The sequence below is a fragment of the Pseudoduganella chitinolytica genome, from assembly GCF_029028125.1.
In the GTDB taxonomy this organism is placed as follows: Bacteria; Pseudomonadota; Gammaproteobacteria; order Burkholderiales; family Burkholderiaceae_D; genus Rugamonas; species Rugamonas chitinolytica.
Genome location: NZ_CP119083.1, coordinates 5,154,491 through 5,172,776 on the forward strand (window position 1 = coordinate 5,154,491; position 18,286 = coordinate 5,172,776).

Sequence of the window (18,286 nt, forward strand, 5' to 3'; positions counted from 1 at the left end):
ACGAGAAAGCCAGGTCTCCAACATGCCCAAACCCTTCTGCGCCAATGCCCGATAAGTTCGCACACACCGCAGTGCAATGCCTGACCGCCGTCGCACAACATCACGGCGTGCAGATCAACCCCGAACGACTGATCGAGCAGTACGCGCTGGGCGCGGAAGAGCCCGCCGATGGCCTGCTGCTGCGCATGGCCAACGAGATCGGCCTGAAGGCCAAGGTAAGCAAGCTGGGCTGGCTGGGCCTCCTCGGCCAGCAAGGCGTCTATCCGCTGCTGGCGCGGCTGCGCGATGGCAATACCGTCATCGTGGTCGGCGCGCGGGCGGAAACGGGCCACGTCGCCGTGCTCGATCCGCGCGAAGGGCCGCAGGTGGCCATGCTGGACGAGGCCACGTTCATGGCCCGCTGGACCGGCCATGTCGTGTTCGTCAAGCGCGAACACAAGCTGTCCGATCCGGACCAGCCGTTCGGCCTGCGCTGGTTCATCCCGGAGATCCTGAAACAGAAAGCGGCATTCCGCGACATCTTCATCGCTGCCGTCGCCATGCAGATCCTGGCGCTGGGTTCGCCGATCTTCTTCCAGCTCGTGATCGACCGCGTGCTCACGCACCAGGCCGTCACCACGTTGTGGGTGCTGGCCGCCGGCATCACGATCGCCCTCGTGTTCGATGCGCTGTTCGGCTTCCTGCGCCAGATGCTGACCCTCGCCGCGTCGAACAAGATCGACATCCGCCTGACCCGGCGCACGTTCAGCCACCTGCTGTCGTTGCCGATCGATTATTTCGAGACCACGACGGCCGGTGTCATCACGCGCCACATGCAGCAGGTCGAGAAGATCCGCAGCTTCCTGACGGGCCGGCTGTTCTTCACGGGCCTGGACCTGATCTCGCTGGTCGTGTTCCTGCCCATCCTGTTCTCCTATTCGTTCCGCCTGACCTTGATCGTGCTGTTGTTCACGCTGGTGATCGCGGGCATCGTGATGGCGATGGTGCCCACGTTCCAGCGCCGCCTGAACGCGCTGTACACGGCCGAAGGCAACCGCCAGGCCATGCTGGTCGAAACCATCCACGGCATGCGCACCGTGAAGGCCCTGGCCATCGAACCGAACCAGCGCCGCAACTGGGACCAGCGCTCGGCCGAATCGATCACGATGCACTACCGCGTCGGCCAGATCTCCATCACCGGCAACTCGGTCACGGACTTCCTCGGCAAGCTGATGCCGGTGGCGATCATCGTCGTCGGCGCGCAGCAGGTGTTCGACCAGACCTTGACCGTCGGCGCGCTGATCGCGTTCCAGATGCTGTCGCAACGCGTCACGCAGCCGCTGATCGCCATCGTCGGCCTCGTCAACGAGTACCAGGAGACGGCGCTGTCGGTGAAGATGATGGGCGAGGTGATGAACCGCGCCCCCGAGGGCCGTGCCGGCGCCGGCGGCCTGCGTCCCATCCTGCAGGGCGAGATCCGCTTCGAGGACGTCAACTTCCGCTATCCGGGCGCGCCGAACCTGGCGCTGGACCGCACCGCGTTCACGATCCGTCCCGGCACCGTGGTGGGCGTCGTGGGCCGCAGCGGCTCCGGCAAGACCACGCTGACGAAGGTGATCCAGGGCCTGTATGCCGTGCAGGACGGGATCGTCCGCTTCGACGGCATCGATGCGCGCGAGATCGAGCTGTCGCACCTGCGGCGCCAGATCGGCGTCGTGTTGCAGGAGAACTTCCTGTTCCGCGGCACCGTGCGCGACAACCTCGTCATCACCAAGCCCGACGCCACCCACGAGGAGATCGCCGAGGCGGCCGCCGCGGCGGGCGCCGACGAATTCATCGAGCGCCTGCCGCAAGGCTACGACACGCTGCTGGAAGAGAACGCGTCGAACCTGTCCGGCGGCCAGAAGCAGCGCCTGTCGATCGCCCGCTCGCTGCTGGCCAAGCCGCGCATCCTGATCCTGGACGAAGCGGCCAGCGCGCTCGACCCCGAAAGCGAAGCGATCTTCATCCGCAACCTGTCGAAGATCGCCGTGGGACGTACCGTCATCATGATCTCGCACCGGCTGTCCACCCTGGTCAATGCCGACTCGATCCTCGTGATGCAGCGCGGACGCCTCGTCGATGCGGGCCGCCACGAAGAGCTCCTCACCCGTAGCGATACTTACCAGCATTTATGGAACCAGCAAACAAGCCACCTGTAAGCAACGCGCGCGGGCGCCAGGACGAGACGGAGCTGGAATACCTGCCGGATGCCGATGCCATCGAACGTACGCCGCTGCCGCGCTACCTGCGCCTGACGCTGCACGTGCTGGCCCTGACGCTGCTGGCCCTGATCGTCTGGGCCAGCGTGTCGCAGGTCGAGAAGGTCGTGGTTGCACCGGGGCGCCTCGTCAACCGGGTGCCGAACATCGTCGTGCAGCCGCTGGACACGTCGATCATCCAGACCATCCACGTGCGGCCCGGCCAGGTGGTGCGCAAGGGCCAGCTGCTGGCCACGCTCGACCCCACCTTCACGGCGGCCGACGACGCCCAGCTGCGCCAGCGCCTGCGCAGCCTGGAGGCGCAAAGCAGCGGTCTGCGTGCCGAGCTGTCCGGCAAGCCGCTGCCGCCCGCGGCCGGCGGCAATCCCGATGCGGAACTGCAGGCGCAACTGTCGACCGAGCGCAAGGCCAACTACGAGGCGCAAAGCGCGCGCATGCGCGAGAACGTCGCCAAGCTCAAGGCCAGCATGGAAACCAACCGGCGCGACCAGCAGGTGCTGGAGCAGCGCCTGGCCTCGCTGCAGCAGATCGAGTCGATGCAGGAACGGCTCGTCGCGGAAAACTTCGGCGCCAAGATGCAGCTGCTGGAAGCCCGCGACCGCCGCCTGGAAGTGGAACGCACGTTGATCATGGGCCGTAACCGCGACGTGGAACTGGGCCGTGAGCTGGCCGCCGCACAGGCCGAGCTGGCCGCGTTCGAGCGCAGCTGGCGGCAGAAGGCCACGGAAGACCTGGTGGCCGCCACGCGCGACCGCGACAGCGTCACCGAGCAGCTCGCCAAGGCCGACAAGCGCCACCAGCTGGTGCAGCTGATGGCGCCGGCCGATGGCGTCGTACTGGAAGTGGGCAAGCTGTCCACCGGCTCCGTCGTGCAGGCCGCGCAGCAGATGTTCGTGCTGGTGCCGCTGGGCGGGACGATGGAGGCGGAGGTGCAGGTCGAGTCCCTCGACGTCGGCGGCCTGACGCTGGACGCGCCGGTGCACGTCAAGCTCGATGCCTTCCCGTTCCAGAAGCACGGCATGCTGGAAGGGCGCTTGCGCAACATCAGCGAGGACGCGTTCCGCCGCGAGCAGGCCGCGCCCGGCAGCGCCGACGCCTATTACCTGGCCCGCATCCAGCTCGACAATACCAAGCTGCGCAACATGGCGGCATCGACCCGCCTGCTGCCGGGCATGACGCTGCGCGCCGAGATCGTCGTCGGCAAGCGCTCCGTCATGTCCTACCTGCTGTGGCCGCTGACAAAGGCCCTGGACGAGTCGATCCGGGAGCCATGATTTCTGACAAGGACAAACGATGACCACGAAAACGCTGGATATGGGCTGCGGCGCGCGCCCGAAAAATCCGTTTCATGCGGAGCAGTTCTACGGCGTCGACGTGCGCGACGACCTGGGCGATCATGTCCGTGCGGCCGACCTCGTCGTCGAACCGATTCCTTACGATGACGACAGCTTCGACTACCTGACCGCGTTCGACTTCATCGAGCATATCCCGCGCGTCGTCTACGCGCCGCACCGTCGCAACGCGTTCATCGAATTCATGAACGAGGTGTATCGCGTGCTGAAGCCGGGCGGCTATTTCCTGTCCAGCACGCCCGCGTTTCCCCATGCGGTGGCCTACCGCGACCCGACCCACGTCAACATCATCACCGACGAGACGCTGCCGCTGTACTTCGACGACACGTCGCGCTGGGCCGCCATCTACGGCTTCAAGGGTGCCTTCCACATCGTGCGCCACGAATGGCGCGGACCGCACATCTTTGCCGTGCTGCGCAAGGTGCCGGTGCGCACGCAACCGTCCGAGCTGACCGACGCGGCGCCCGCCCCCAAGGGCAGCAAGGTCAGCGTTTTCGTGCCGGTCTACAACGGCGCCGCCTACATCGCGGAAACGCTGGACTCCCTGCTGGCGCAGCAGTACGGCGATTTCGAGGTGCTGTGCCTGGACGACTGCTCGACCGACGGCAGCATGGCCGTGCTGCAGCAGTACGCCGCCCGCGACGGCCGCATCCGCGTGCTGCAGACGCCGGGCAACCTGGGCAACGCGGCGCGCGTGCTGAACTACGGCCTGGCGCACATGACGGGCGACTATTTCGTCTATTCGTCGCAGGACGACCTGTTCTCGCCGGACTGGCTGGCGAAGATGGTGGCGCGCGCGATCGAGACGGGCGCCGACGCCGTCGTGCCGGACGTGGTACTGCACCATCCCACCCAACCGGGCAGCGACCGCATCATCAGCGGCCTGCGGGGCGATCGCAGCGTGGAGCTGACGGGCCGCGAGGCACTGCAGCACTCGCTGGACTGGACCATTCCGGGCAACGCTCTGTGGAATGCGGACCTCGTGAAATTCTTCCGCTTCGCCGAGTTCGGCCTGAACGCGGACGAGTATTCGGGCCGGATGTTCTTCCTGAACGCCAACAAGGTCGTGTTCAGCGAAGGGATCTTCTACTATCGCCAGGACAACGCGGAAGCGGTGACGAAAAAGACCACCCACCGCACGTTCGACTATCCCTACACGCAGTTGCGCCTGTACCAGATGCTGTATGCGGAAGGCTTCCCCGGAGACGTGCTGGAGCGCGAGGCGTTGAAGGTGCTGGAGCAGCGCAACCAGCTGGCCCAGTGGCTGGCCGCCAACGGCGACCGCTTCACGCCCGAACAGCGCGCCGCCGCCGAGGCCAGCCTGGCCAGGTGCACGGCGTGCATGAAAGCCGACCCGATGTTCGCCGCCGTGGCCTGAAGGAGACCCGACATGCAAACCCCCGAGAATATCCCCATCGTTGCCGTCTCGTACATGTCGCCGGACCTGATCGACACGCTGATCGGTTCGCTGCGCCGGTACTACCGCAACCCCGTCTACATCATCGACGGCTCCACGCCGCAGATCGCGGCCGAGATTGGCGCCATCGTTGCCAAGTACGAGAACGCCCGTTTCATCCCGTTCGGCTACAACATCCACCACGGCCCCGGCTTGACGTGGGCGATGCGCAACCTGCCGCTGTCCGGACCCGTGATGTTCCTGGATTCGGACGTGGAAATCATTGCGCCCGGCTTCCTCGAATCGCTGCTGCAGCACCTGGAACCCGGCATGTACGGCGTCGGCGACATCACGTATCCGATCCTGGGCGACGTGCCCGAAGCCTACCGCGGCATGCCTTACCTGAGCCCTGCCTGCATGCTGTGCAATATCGAGGTGATGCGCCAGTACCCGCCCCCCATCAAGCATGGCGCGCCGATGGTCTCGCCCATGCTGGCCCTTGCCAAGGCCGGCAAGACGGACCTGGTGCGCCAGGTCGACTGGGTCAAGAACGATTTCTCGGAAAACCCGCAGCGCGTGTTCATCCGCCACGAATGGCAGGGTACCGTGATGCGCACCAAGGGCTACCACTACGACACGGCCATGCAGGGCCAGCAGTACAACGAGGTGCTGCTGTCGCAGGTCCCGCCCGAGGCGGAGCAGGTCATCGAGGTCGGCTGCGGCAGCGGTGCGCTGACGCGCGCCTACAAGTCGATCAACCCCAGCTGCAGCTACACGGGCGTGGAGACCGATCCCGCCGCCGTGGCGCTGGCGCGCACGCCGTGCGATTTCGTCTATCAGCTCGACATCGACCATGCCGACGACGCCTTCTTCGCGGCCAATGCCCACAACGACTGCTGGATCCTCGACCAGGTCCTGGCGCGCGTGACGGACCCGGCGCGGCTGCTGCGCCGCATCCGGGCCGTGCTGCCGCCGCAGGGCTCCGTGGTGCTGGCGATCCCGAACCAGCAGCACTGGCGGCGCCAGGGCGCGCTGGCACGCGGCGAATGGGCACTGGCGGAGGGCCAGCGCCAGGTCTTCACGCGCCAGAGTGCGTTCGCGCTGCTGCAGGCCGGCGGCTTCCAGCTGGCGGCCGGCGTGGCACGCATGGACCCGGAACCGGGCGACGCCTATTTCCCCGGCCTGCGCCGGCTGGCCCAGGCCGCCGGCGGCGATCCGGAGCTGGCGGTGCAGGATGCGCTGCCGCTGGAATACGTGCTGCGCGCCGTGCCGGCATGATGTACCTGTTTAGCGGAGCTGCACCATGAGTCACCTCGTCCCCGACGCGATCGGCGCCATCCTCGACTACCACCCGCGCATCAACTTCATCTGCTGCGTCAACGACGAGGCGGTGTACGAGAACGTGCTGCTGGCATCGCTGAAGCACAACCGCTACAAGTCGCTGACGAAGGTGGTCGGCGCCTCGTCGGCCGCGCAGGCGTTCAACGAGAACGTCGTCAAGCACGCCCCGGGCGAGATCACGGTGCTGGTACACCAGGACGTCTACCTGCCGCCGAACTGGACCGACGCGATGGAAGCGATCTACGACAACCTGCCGTTCGGCGTGGCCGGCTGCGTGGGCTGCCGCGGCCAGCAGATCTACGCCGACGTGTTTGCCAGCCCCACGATCTACCTGGACTTCAACATCAACGAGCTGCCCACGCCGGTGGACTCGCTGGACGAGCTGATCCTGATCTTCCCGTCGGCCACGCCGATCCGGCTGGACGAGGAGCTGGGCTGGCACATGTACGGCGCGGATGCGTGCGTGAAGGCGAAACAGTTCGGCCAGCAGGCGCTGGTCATCAAGAACCGCGTGGTGCACTACTCCAAGCGTACCGAGTTCGACGAGAAGTTCTGGAAGTCCGCCGCGCTGTTCCGCGACAAGAACCCGGGGCCCATCAAGACCACCATCATCACCATCGACGAGCAGGGCAACATCACGTCGCCCTGAGCCGTTTACCGGCTCCTGCAAAGCCTGTGTCCCACCGCAGGGTCAGTCACCGCAGCGGGACACGAGCCCGGCAGTAGTGGCGGTCAATGCGGCAGATGCTGTCGAGCGATGTCTTTGTCGGGCTGTGAACCGGTTGCGAGAACTTCAGGGTCTGTCCCTGTGCAGGGACAGACCCTCGCGCTGCGTCACACGGCGACGCAGCGCATCACGTACTGGAACGCGATGGCGTCGTTCAGCGCCTGCTGCGGGTCGTAGCCACCGGCGCGGGCCATCTGCTGGATCGCCTCGGCCATCTGCGGGGATGGCTGCTGGCCCACGCGCAGGCTCATGTCCACGACCTGGAACCCGTTGCTCATGAACATGTGCATCATCGTCTGGCGCGTAAACCAGCGGATGTGCGTGCGGTCCAGCAGGCCGGCATCCTGGTACATCCACTGGCCCGCGTTGAGCACGCTTTGCAGGCCCCAGTACTGCACGTTCGGAATACAGGCGATCAGCTCGGTGCCGGGCGCGGAGTACTTGCGGATGCGTTCGATCAGCTTCCACGGGTCGTACAGGTGTTCCAGCGCGTCACCGAACACCCAGCACTGGGCCCGGCCGGCCAGCCGGGCGATGTCGTCTTCCGTCAGGTGCTCGACGTTGCCGTAGATGACTTCCTGGCAGTGCGCGCGCGACGCCTCGGCATAGGCGGCGTCGATCTCGATGCCCACGTAATGGCATTCCGGTGTCGTGCTGCGGTAGGCGTGTGCCAGTGCGCCGCTGCTGGAGCCCACCTCCACGACACCGGAGAAGCCGGGCCGCATGAAGTTGAGGATGTCCGGATTCGGTACGTCATGGATGGGGGTCTGCTGCATGGCCGTGGTCCTTTCAGAGCGCCAGCTGGCGGATGGTGGCGGCCACCTGGTCGACGTCGTCCAGCGCCATGGTGGGGCCGATCGGCAGGCTCAGCACTTCGCGGTGCATCGCTTCCGAGATGGGGAACTCGCCGTCCTGGTAGCCCAGGTCGCCGTAGGCCTGCTGCCGGTGCGGCGGAATCGGGTAGTGCACGATCGTGCCGATGCCGGCCTCCGCCAGCTTCGCGGCCAGTGCATCGCGCTGCGGATGGCGGATCACGTAGGTATGCCAGACCGGCTCGGCCCACTCCGGCACCGCCGGGATGCGGACGTTGGCGATGCCGGCCAGTTGCTCGGCATAGCGCTGCGCCAGCGCGCGGCGGTGGGCATTGCCTTCGTCCAGCGTTGTCAGCTTCACGTTCAGCAGCGCGGCCTGCAGCTCGTCCAGGCGGGCATTGAAGCCCACCACTTCGTTGTGGTACTTGACGCGCGAGCCGTAGTTGCGGAACACGCGCACCTTCTCGTCCAGCGCCGCATCGCTCGTGACGACCGCGCCGCCGTCGCCCAGCGCCCCCAGGTTCTTGCCCGGATAGAAGCTGAACGCGGCCGCGTCGCCCAGGCTGCCCACGCGGCGGCCCTTGTAGCGGGCGCCATGCGCCTGGGCCGCATCCTCGATGACCTTCAGGCCATGTTCACGCGCCAGGGCGACGATCGGGTCCATGTCGGCCGGCTGGCCGCTCAGGTGCACGGCGATGATGGCACGGGTGCGCGGGGTGATGGCGGCGGCGATGCGGGCCGGATCCAGGTTGAACGTGGCATCCACGGGTTCCACGGGGATGGGGCGCGCGCCGCAGTGCGTCACCGCCAGCCAGGTGGCGACGAACGTGTTGCTGGGCACGATCACCTCGTCGCCCGGACCGATGCCGTAGCCCTTCAGGATCAGCGTGATCGCGTTCAGGCCGTTGTCCACGCCGATGGCATGGGTGGCCTCGCAATACGTGGCGAAGTTCTGTTCGAACGTGGCCACTTCCTTGCCGAGGATGAACCAGCCGGATTCCAGCACGCGGCGAAACGCCGCTTCCAGTTCCGCCTGCTGGCTCAGGTTGATGGCTTTCAGGTCGAGAAACGGGATACTCATGGGGCGTCCTTCGATGCGCGATGCGCGGCGGCGACGGCGGCGAATTCGTCGTAGTCGCGGTAGTAGTCCTTGACGTCGTACAGGGTCGACGCCAGCACGAGGCAGACGGCGCCCGACGAGAAGTTCTCGATCTCGCGCCACATCATGCCCGGTACGTACAGGCCGTAGTACGAGCGGTTCAGGTGCACCTTGCGGCGCTCCAGGCCGTCGTCGACGATCACGTCGAAGCTGCCCGACATGGCGATGATCATCTGCTGCAGCTCGATGTGGCCGTGGCCGGCGCGGGCCGAGCCGCCCGGCACGTCGTACAGGTAGTAGACGCGCTTGATATCGAACGGGATGTGGATGCTGTTCTCGATGACCGAGAGATTCCCGCGCGGATCGGAGATCTTGGGCAATTCAATGATGCGGCATTGTTCCAGCATGGTCGACTTTCACGATAGCGTTGATGGGGCCACCTTAGCGCGGGGCTTGCAGCTTGTCCAGGTCGCGCAGGTAGCGGTCGCGCGCCGGCTCCATCTGCGCGAACACGTCCTTGAGCTGGTGGTAGGCCGCCAGCACGGCGGGCTGCACGCCGGCCAGTTCCTCGGCACTGATCTCGCCGCCCTGGTACGACACGCGCAGCAGGTCGAAATAGTCGGAGAAGCAGAAGCCGAAGTTCGGGTTGGCGCTGATGTTCGAATTCGACTGCAGGCGCTGGTCGCGCCGGAAATAGCTGAGCTCCTCGTCGATGTAGAACGCATTGCCGCCCCGTGCCAGGTTGCAGAACGCGGCCACGTCGGCCAGGCCCAGCGTGAAGTCATGGTCGCCGATGCGGAACAGGTCGCGCCAGCCGATGTTCCACAGCGTATCGCGGCGGAACAGGATGGTGCTGAATTCGCCGACGAAGTTGCGCATGCCGAGGGCCATGCTGCGCTGCAGGTCGCGCCCGCTCAGCGAGCCGCTCACTTCGTATGGCCGGCGCGTCTCGGTGCGCTGGTTGTCCACGTCGATGACCTGCGAGGCCGAGAAGACCAGCTGCACGTCCGCCTGGCTGCGCGCCGCCGCCACCATGCGCTCCACGCAGAACGGGTGCAGGATGTCGTCGTCGAACAGCGGCTTGATGTACTCGCCCTTGCCGGAGTAGAACGAGGCCAGCACGTTCTGCTCGCGGATGGCGCTGTTGCGCTGGTAGATCACGCCGGGGAAGCGCGCGCAGGTGTCGCGGATTTCCTCGGTCGGGCAGTTGTCGCTGACGAGGATCTCGATGTTCGGATAGGTCTGGCCGATGGCCGAGCGCAGGCTCTGCTCGAAATGGGCGGGCTTGTAGCTGGGGATTACGATGCTGACTTTGGGCAGGGACATGGTCGCCGGTTCAATCTGGTTGAGGGGTGTCGTCGGCGCCGCGGACCAGGCGCAGCCTGGCCGCGTCGCCATAGACGACTGCATTGTCGGGCACGTCGCGTGCCACCACCGCGCCGGCGCCCACCATCGCGCCGGCACCGATCGCGATGCCGGGCAGGATCACTGCGCCGGCACCGATCGAGGCGCCGCGGCCGACCCGCGTGGACAGGAACGCATCCGGGTAGACCTTCGAGCGCGGGTGCTTGTCGTTGGTGAACGTGACGTTCGGCCCGATGAAGACGTTGTCCTCGATGCGCAGGCCGTCCCACAGGTAGACGCCGCACTTGACGGTCACGTTGTCGCCCACTACCACGTCGTTCTCGACGAAGCAGTGGCTGTTGATGTTGCAGTTGGCGCCGATGCGGGCACCGGCCAGCACGACGGTGAACTGCCAGACGCGGGTGCCGGCACCGAGCTGCGTGCTCTGGCAGTCGGCCAGCGGGTGGATGAAGGGAGCGGTCGGTTCCATGGTCAGGCGGCGCAGGCGCGCACGATGTATTGATGGGGGATGGCGTCGGCCAGCGCCAGCTCGGGCGCGGCGCCGATGCTGGCCGCCAGCTGGCGGATGGCGTGCTGCACGGCGTCGGGCGGCGCGGCACCCGTCACCACCTGCATGTCCATCAGCCGGAAGCCGCAGCTGCCCAGCAGGTCGGCCAGCGATTGCCGGCCGAACCAGCGCAGCTGGCGCGGTTGCAGGATGCTGCCTTCGCGGTAGCTCAGGGTACCGCCGACCATGCCGGCCTGCACTTCCCAGTACTGCGCGTTGCTGACGCAGGCCACGACCTCGACAGGACCGTTGGCCTGCGCGCGGATGCGCTGCAGCACGCCCCACGGGTCGCGCAGCCGCTCCAGCGTATTGACGAACAGCCAGCAATCGGTGTCGCGCAGCGCATGCCATTGTTCCAGGTCGAGCGTTTCGATGTCTTGCGCCACGCGCCCGGTGCACCAGTCGCCGCCGTCCAGCAGGTCGGCGCTGCTGCCGATGGCCGTGAAGTGCGCGCGCAGGTGGCGCGTGCGCCAGTGGGGCGCGAGGCCGGCGCTGCCCACCTCGACGAGGCGCGTCAGGTTCGGCCGCAGCAGGCCCAGCACACCCGTCTGCGGCACGCTCGGCTCGGTCGGTGGCGGCAGCATCGTGGGCGCGGCCGGCAGCACGGCCGGCGGCCGGTAGCCGGCCGGGCGCCGCACAACGCTGGCCAGCACGTCCTCGAGCTGGCGCACGAAGCGGGGCGTGTCGAACAGGTCGCTGCGGTCGCGCCCCTCGGCCAGGCGCGCGCGCAGCGTGGCCAGCCGGGCCGGGTCGCGGGCCAGCGCGACGGCCGTGCGTTCGTATTCGTCCAGCGTATAGGTGACCAGTTCCGGCAGGCCCACGGCATGCAGCAGGCTGCCCGCCATGCGCGAGCTGAAGGTGTGGCCGGCCCACGTCAGCACGGGCAGGCCCGCCCACAGCGCATCGCTGGCCGTGGTGCCGCCGTTGAACGGGGCCGTGTCGAGGAACAGGTCGGCCAGCTGGTAGCGCGCCAGATATTCAGCCGGGAAGACGCGGCCGGCAAACAGCACGCGGTCGGCGCCGATGCCGTGCGCCGCGGCCTCGCGCAGCAGGTTGGCGCGGGTCTGCGGCACGTCCGTGACGAGCCACAGCACGCTGTCCGGCACCTGCTGCAGGATGCGCATCCAGGCGCCAAACACGTCCGGCGTGATCTTGAACGCGTTGTTGAAACTGCAGAACACCAGCTTGCCCTCCGGCAGGCCGTTGGCCGCGCGGTCCGGGCGCGGGCCGATGGCGCGCTGGCGGTCGTTGATCTGGAAGCAGTTGGGGAGGTGCAGCGGCTTCTCGGTGAAGTACGGCTCCAGTTCCGGGGGCAGCACGAAGCGGTCGCTCAGCACGTAGTCGACGCCCGGCACGGCGGTGGGGCCGGGCAGGCCGAGCCACGTGACCTGCACGGGCGCGGCGCGGTAGCACAGGATGCCGGGGCGGGCGCCCAGGGTCAGGCCGTGCAGGTCGATCAGCACGTCGATCTCGCAATCGCGGATGCGCTGGGCCGCCTCGGCATCGGTCAGGTTGTCGATGCGGATGTAGTGGTCCATCGCCCGCACCACGCGGGCGCGCAGCGGCGAGCCGTCCTCGCGGCTCCAGCTGAACGCGTACACCTCCACGCGCTGGCGGTCGTGCAGCTCGTACAGCTCGGCGGTGAGGATCGACACGGCATGCGAGCAGAAGTCGGAGGACAGGTAGCCGATGCGGATGCGCTCGTGCGCGTAGCCCGTGTCGTCGCTGAGCGCCGGCACGTCGCTGTTCACCTTCTCGCGCACGAAGCGCTGCGCGGCGGCCAGCTGGCGCGCCGGGTCGGGCGAGCCGCTCAGCATCGCCAGCGCCGCCGTCGCGTTCATCATGTCTTCCGGCGTGACAACGTCGTCCAGGCCGCAATACACGGGCCACTCGCACAGTTTCTGGCGCAGGTGCACCCAGTGGGTCAGCACGTTGGGCTGGCGCGGGTCGAGGCGCAGGCTGCGCACCAGCATCTCCTGCGCTTCCGGCAGGCGGCGCTGGATCTCCAGCAGGCGGCCCAGGTTGTTCAGCGTCTGCACGTGCAGCTCGGGATCGTTGCTGACGGGCGGGTCGGTCACCTCGTCGAGGATGGCCTGCCACGTGGCGAGCGCCTCGTCCGGCCGGCCCAGGCGTTCGAGCAGGGTGCCCAGGTTCAGGCGCGCCTCGACGAACTGCGGGTTGAGCGCGATGGCCCGGCGGTAGACGGTTTCCGCCGCCGCGTCGTCCTTCAGCGTGCTGAGGGTGACGCCATAGTTGAAGCAGACGGCAAACGCGGCCGGCGAGGCGGTATGGTCCAGCCACGTGCGGTACAACCCGGCAGCCACGTCGATCCGGCCCGCATCGGTCAGCTCGTGCGCGGCACCGAACAGGTCCAGGATCGGCAACTGCCCCAGCCGGGCCAGCTCGAAGTGGTGCCGCGCCGCCGGCGGCACGTCGTCCGGAGTGAAGGCGGTGGAAGTCATGGCGTCATCATACCCCGGTGCCTCAGACCGCCACGGCACGCAACAGGTACTGGTACGCCAGCGCGTCCTGTTCGGCCAGCAGGGCATCGGCACCGGTCGCGGCGGCCAGGTGGCGCAGTGCCTCGACCACGGCCGGCGGCGGCTGGTGCGCGTTCACGGCCGTCATCTCGACGATGGCGAAGCCGCACTCGCGCAGCATCGCCGCCAGCGACGCGCGGGTGAACAGGTGCAGGCTGCGCCGGTCCGGCACGCCCCCTTCCTGGTAGTGCAGGTTGCCCGACACGAGCAGCGACTGCATGTGCCAGTTCTGTGCGTTGTTGACGCAGGCGACCAGCTCGACGGCGCCCAGCGCCTCGCGCCGCAGCCGCTGCAGGAAGGTCCACGGATCGCGCAGCCGCTCCAGCGTTTCCGGGAACAGCCAGCACTGGGCGGAAGCCAGCTGCTGCCACGTGGCCGCGTCCAGCTGCTCCGGATCGGCCGGCACGACGCCGGTGGCAAAGCCGCCGGTTGCGGCGTGCGCGCCGATGCCGGTGAAGTGCGAGTTCGGCTGGCGCGCCCGCCAGGCCTGCGCCAGCGTGGTGCCGCCCACCTCGACGACGCTGTGCATGCCGGGCCGCATCAGCGCCAGCATGCTGCTTTGCTGGATGCTCATCTGGCCAGCGGCCGGTTCGGGCACGGCATGCGTGCGGATCGGGTCCGGGTCGTCGCGCAGCGGCACGCCGGCGGGACGCCGGACGACGCTGGCCAGCAGGTCTTCATAGTCGCGCACGAAGCGCGGCGTGTCGAACAGGGGGCTGGTGTCGCGGTTGTCGGCCAGGCGCTGGCGCAGCGCGGCCATGCGCGCGCGATCCGTGCCCAGCGCCACGGCCACTTCCTCGTAGTCGGCCAGCGTATGCGTGACCAGCTCCGGCAGGCCGACGGCATGCAGCAGGCTGCCCGCCATGCGCGAACAGAAGGTGCGGCCCGCCCATGTCAGCACGGGCAGGCCGGCCCACAGCGCGTCGCTGGCCGTCGTGCCGGCGTTGAACGGTGCCGTGTCGAGGAACAGGTCGGCGAGCCCGAAGCGCGCCAGGTATTCCGCCGGCGGCACGCGCGCGGCAAACAGCAGGCGGCTGCCGTCGATGCCGTGCGCCTCGGCCTCGCGCAGCAGGTTGGCGCGGGTGTCCGCCACGTCGGCCACGATCCACAGCACGCTGTCCGGCACGCGGCGCAGGATGCGCATCCAGGCCGCGAACACGTCCGGCGTGAACTTGAAGTTGGTGTTGAAGGAGCAGAACACGAACTTGTCGTCCGGCAGGCCGTTGGCGGCGCGCTCGGGACGCGGTCCGATGGCGCGCTGGCGGTCGTTGATCTGGAACGTGTGCGGCATGCGCAACGGCTGCTCGGTGAAATACGGCTCCAGTTCCGGCGGCAACACGAAGGCATCGGCGACGACATAGTCGACGCCGGGAATCGCCGTAGGGCCGGGGAAGCCCAGCCACGTCAGCTGCACGGGCGCCGGGCGCCAGCACAGGATGCCCGCGCGCGCGCCCAGGGTCAGGCCGTGCAGGTCGACCAGGATGTCGATTTCGTGCGAGCGGATGCAGCGGGCCGCTTCCTCGTCCGTCATGCGGTCGATACGGATGTAGTGGTCCATCGCGCCCACCACGCGGGCACGCAGCGGCGAATTGTCCTCGCGGCTCCAGCTGAACGCATACACCTCCACGCGCGAGCGGTCGTGCAGCTCGTACAGTTCGGCCGTGAGGATCGACACCGCGTGCGAGCACAGGTCGGAGGACAGGTAGCCGATGCGCATGCGCTTGTGCGGGTAGCCGGCGGGGTCGCACAGCGGCGCCACGTCGGTCTTGACCTTCTGCTCGATGAAGTGGCGCGATGCCGCCAGCTGTTCGGCCGGATCGGCCGAGGCGCCCAGCATGGCCAGTGCCGACGTATGGCGGCGCAGCTGCTCCACGGTCACCGCGCCGAACGGCTGGTAGACGGGCCAGCGGCACAGCTTCTGGCGCAGGTGCACCCAGTGCGTGATGGCGTTGGGCTGGTGCGGGTCGATCGTCAGGCTTTGCGTCAGCACCGTTTCCGCTTCCGGCAGGCGGCGGCGGATCTCCAGCAGGCGCCCGATGTTGTTCAGCGTTTGCACGTGCAAGGACTGCTTGGCGGCCAGGTCGCGCACGTCCGTCAGGATCGCGTTCCACGTGGCCAGTGCGTCGTCCGGCCGGCCCAGGCGCTCGTAAAGAGTACCCAGGTTCAGGCGTGCTTCGATGAAGTCGGGATTGAGGGCGATGGCCTTGAGGTAATCGCCTTCGGCCTGCGTGTCGTTGCCGATGCCGCTGTGGGCGATCGCCAGGTTGAACCAGACGGCATACGCGAGCGGCGAGCGGGTATGGGCCAGCCATTGTTCGTACAAGCGCACCGCCTGTTGCGGCGCCCCCTGTTCGACCAGCGCCTGCGCGCCCTCGAACAGCTCGGGCAGCGGCAGGGAACCGTGTTCGGCTTGCCGGAACAGCGCTTCGGCACGAGACGTCGGGTTGGCGTTCACACTCATCCTTTTTTTTAGTCTCTCGAGTGAATGACAGCAGCGTTGTCGGGAAGCGTAATCATACTCCGTCGCGCGTGGCGCCCGGGAGGTTTTGTGGCCGTACAGCAACCATGTGGCGACGGGCAGGCAGCGCCGGATACGGTTAAGATGACACGGTCATCACATCCGTTTCCGCCATCCCATGCTCAAGACGCCTGCCGCCTTCACGCCCCTGATCGATCCGCCGGCGCACGCCGCCGAGCCGCTGACGTTCATCTTCCACCGCGGCCAGGTGCTGCTGCGCAGCGACGACCTGTCCGCGCCCGTCGGCATGCCGCTGCCGGAACTGCCGGCGGCGCGGCTGCACCCGGTCGGGCTGTGGCAGGGCCGCTACTGCCAGGCCGCGTGGGCCGACAGCGCCGAGCAGGCACCGGACGGCCACGCCTGGCATGGCCTGCGCTCCCTGTTCGGCACGCACGACCACGAGTTCCTGGGGCTGGCCGGGCGCGCCAGCCAGATTGCCGACTGGGCCCGCACCCACCGCTATTGCGGCGCGTGCGCCACGCCGATGCAGCGCGCCAGCGGCGAGCGGGCGTACAAGTGCGACGCTTGCGGCCACACGGCGTATCCGCAGATCTGTCCCGCCATGATGGTCCTGATCCGCGACGGCGACCGCGTGCTGCTGGCCAAGCACACCCGCTCGCCGCCGGGCCTGTTCACGGCGCTGGCCGGCTTTGTCGAGGCAGGCGAATCGATCGAGGAAGCGGTGCACCGCGAGGTGTACGAGGAGGTGGGGCTGCGCGTGCACAACCTGCGCTATTTCAGCAGCCAGTCGTGGCCGTTCCCCAATTCGCTGATGGTGGCGTTCACGGCGGACTACCTGGACGGCACGATCCGCGTCGACCCTTCCGAGATCGAGGAGGCCCGCTGGTTCGGCCCCGGCGACCCGTGGCCCGAGACGCCGCACACGATCTCGATCGCCAGCGCGCTGATCGCGGCGAACCGGCCGGGCCAAGGCTAGGGCCGGCGCAGGCGGCGCATCTTGGCCAAGCCGGCGCAGGCGGCGCATCTTGGCCAAGCCGGCGCAGGCGGCGCATCTTGGGTATACTGTCGGATACTCTTTCAATTCGGCAGTCTCAATTATGTCCAAAGAAGCTTTCTCCGAACACGACTGGCGTCGCCTGCTGTCCACCCTGGGCGAGGATCCCGACCGGCCCGGCCTGGCGGAAACCCCGCACCGCGTGGCCAAGGCGTGGAAACACTGGACCTCCGGCTACGACCAGGACCCGGTCGAACTGCTGAAGGCATTCGAGGACGGCGCCGAGGCCTACAACGAGCTGATCGTCGTGCGCAACATCCCCGTCTACAGCCACTGCGAGCACCACCTGGCGCCGTTCTTCGGCATGGCGACCGTCGGCTACCTGCCGAATGGCAAGATCGTGGGGCTGTCGAAGCTGACCCGCCTGGTGGACTGCTTCGCCAAGCGCCTGCAGGTGCAGGAGCGCCTGACGGTGCAGATCGCCAACACGTTGATGCAAGTGCTGGAACCGAAGGCGGTCGGCGTCGTCATCAAGTGCCGCCACATGTGCATGGAAAGCCGCGGCATCCGCACGCCGGGCGAGGAAACGATCACGTCGTCGATGCTGGGCGAGCTGCAATCGAACCTGGGCCTGCGCACGGAATTCCTGTCGCTGGCCCGCGACTGACCTCTGGCCACCCTGCGCAAATCGGCAAATCGGGGACAGCCTCCGATTAAAAATTGGGGACAGCCTCCGATTCGCCAACCCGCGCATCAGCGAGAGGGGAGGCTGTCCCCGATTTGCCGGATCATGCGAAAGGTGGCGCGTTCGCTTGCAGGCAAGCGAAATAAACGAAACCGGAGGCTGTCCCCGATTTGTCGGCTGCGGTCTGTTTACTTCGCTGGTCCCTCCGGCGTCTCGACAAACGAGAACTGGTCGATCTCCGCCAGGAAGTCCCCAGCTTCTGCCCGGCCGCGGCGCCGGCATCCTCGACCAGCGCGCAATTTTGCGTGTCCACGTGCCACACTTGCTTGCCGGCGCGCAGGCTCCAGCGGTTGTCCCCCTCGCTGAACAGTTCCAGCTTCGTGTCCTCCAGCGGCAGCTCGCCCAGCGGGATGGCCCGCTGGCAGTCGGGCATGCGCGCCGCCAGCAGCGTGAAACGGCCTGCCTCGCTCCAGAAGTAATCCTGCTGGCGCCGCACCGTCAGGCGGTGGTCCTGCGTACTGTCGGCATAGTACGTGGCGGAATCGTTGTAGCAGCCGGCCAGCAGCAGCGCCGCCAGGGCAGTCGGGTAGGTACGCATGGATGGGCGAACGGGAGGAAATGACGTTGCTGCCGATTATAGCGGCTGCGCACGATTGCCACGTCTGCCATTGCATTTCGGATAAACTTGCAGTTTCCCTTTGCTTGTCCA

Annotated in this window: 15 protein-coding genes; 7 read left to right on the plus strand and 8 right to left on the minus strand. The window is 67.5% G+C overall.

Features of this window, described 5'->3' with window-relative positions; translation table 11 throughout:
- Positions 1-71 precede the first annotated feature (71 nt).
- From PX653_RS22990 to PX653_RS23010, 5 genes are read left to right on the plus strand one after another with little or no spacing between them, the layout of a single operon-like run.
- Entirely contained in the window at positions 72-2,180 is a 2,109-nt protein-coding gene (locus PX653_RS22990) for a peptidase domain-containing ABC transporter (protein WP_277415010.1), read from the plus strand.
- Positions 2,153-3,514, plus strand: a complete 1,362-nt coding sequence (locus tag PX653_RS22995; protein WP_277415011.1) for an HlyD family type I secretion periplasmic adaptor subunit — start codon at positions 2,153-2,155, stop codon at positions 3,512-3,514. The genes PX653_RS22990 and PX653_RS22995 overlap by 28 nt, the downstream gene beginning before the upstream one ends.
- A gap of 19 nt (positions 3,515-3,533) precedes the next feature.
- On the plus strand, positions 3,534-4,970 hold the full coding sequence (locus tag PX653_RS23000) for a glycosyltransferase (protein WP_277415012.1): 1,437 nt from the start codon (positions 3,534-3,536) through the stop codon (positions 4,968-4,970).
- A gap of 12 nt (positions 4,971-4,982) precedes the next feature.
- Positions 4,983-6,266, plus strand: coding sequence for a methyltransferase domain-containing protein (locus tag PX653_RS23005; RefSeq protein ID WP_277415013.1), 1,284 nt, complete (start codon positions 4,983-4,985; stop codon positions 6,264-6,266).
- 25 nt (positions 6,267-6,291) lie between these two features.
- Positions 6,292-6,978: a glycosyltransferase gene (locus PX653_RS23010; RefSeq protein WP_277415014.1), complete on the plus strand. Its 687-nt coding sequence runs from the start codon at positions 6,292-6,294 to the stop codon at positions 6,976-6,978.
- A gap of 185 nt (positions 6,979-7,163) precedes the next feature.
- On the opposite strand, the gene PX653_RS23015 is transcribed toward PX653_RS23010, so the two are convergent.
- From PX653_RS23015 to PX653_RS23045, 7 genes are read right to left on the minus strand one after another with little or no spacing between them, the layout of a single operon-like run.
- Complete coding sequence (locus tag PX653_RS23015; protein ID WP_277415015.1) at positions 7,164-7,832, minus strand: class I SAM-dependent methyltransferase; 669 nt, start codon at positions 7,830-7,832, stop codon at positions 7,164-7,166.
- Positions 7,833-7,845: 13 nt separating this feature from the next.
- Positions 7,846-8,949 (minus strand): DegT/DnrJ/EryC1/StrS family aminotransferase, encoded by a 1,104-nt coding sequence (locus tag PX653_RS23020; protein WP_277415016.1) that lies wholly within the window; start codon positions 8,947-8,949, stop codon positions 7,846-7,848.
- Complete coding sequence (locus tag PX653_RS23025) at positions 8,946-9,374, minus strand: sugar 3,4-ketoisomerase (protein ID WP_277415017.1); 429 nt, start codon at positions 9,372-9,374, stop codon at positions 8,946-8,948. Before PX653_RS23025 ends, PX653_RS23020 begins: the two co-directional genes overlap by 4 nt.
- 34 nt (positions 9,375-9,408) lie before the next feature.
- On the minus strand, positions 9,409-10,293 hold the full coding sequence (locus tag PX653_RS23030; protein WP_277415018.1) for a glycosyltransferase family 2 protein: 885 nt from the start codon (positions 10,291-10,293) through the stop codon (positions 9,409-9,411).
- A 10-nt stretch (positions 10,294-10,303) separates the two neighbouring features.
- A complete protein-coding gene (locus tag PX653_RS23035; RefSeq protein WP_277415019.1) occupies positions 10,304-10,801 on the minus strand; it encodes an acyltransferase in 498 nt (165 codons plus the stop codon).
- A gap of 2 nt (positions 10,802-10,803) precedes the next feature.
- A complete protein-coding gene (locus PX653_RS23040; protein ID WP_277415020.1) occupies positions 10,804-13,341 on the minus strand; it encodes an O-linked N-acetylglucosamine transferase, SPINDLY family protein in 2,538 nt (845 codons plus the stop codon).
- 22 nt (positions 13,342-13,363) lie between these two features.
- A complete protein-coding gene (locus PX653_RS23045; RefSeq protein ID WP_371876373.1) occupies positions 13,364-15,874 on the minus strand; it encodes an O-linked N-acetylglucosamine transferase, SPINDLY family protein in 2,511 nt (836 codons plus the stop codon).
- Positions 15,875-16,055: 181 nt separating this feature from the next.
- On the opposite strand from PX653_RS23045, the gene nudC reads away from it, so the two are divergent.
- Positions 16,056-16,874 carry an NAD(+) diphosphatase gene (gene nudC, locus PX653_RS23050; RefSeq protein WP_277415022.1) on the plus strand — a complete coding sequence of 273 codons (819 nt, stop codon included), beginning with the start codon at positions 16,056-16,058 and terminating at the stop codon, positions 16,872-16,874.
- A 121-nt stretch (positions 16,875-16,995) separates the two neighbouring features.
- On the plus strand, positions 16,996-17,559 hold the full coding sequence (gene folE / locus PX653_RS23055; RefSeq protein WP_277415023.1) for a GTP cyclohydrolase I FolE: 564 nt from the start codon (positions 16,996-16,998) through the stop codon (positions 17,557-17,559).
- A gap of 121 nt (positions 17,560-17,680) precedes the next feature.
- Here the strand turns inward: folE and PX653_RS23060 are convergent, their stop codons facing one another.
- Positions 17,681-18,175 carry a hypothetical protein gene (locus PX653_RS23060; protein WP_277415024.1) on the minus strand — a complete coding sequence of 165 codons (495 nt, stop codon included), beginning with the start codon at positions 18,173-18,175 and terminating at the stop codon, positions 17,681-17,683.
- Positions 18,176-18,286 lie beyond the last annotated feature (111 nt).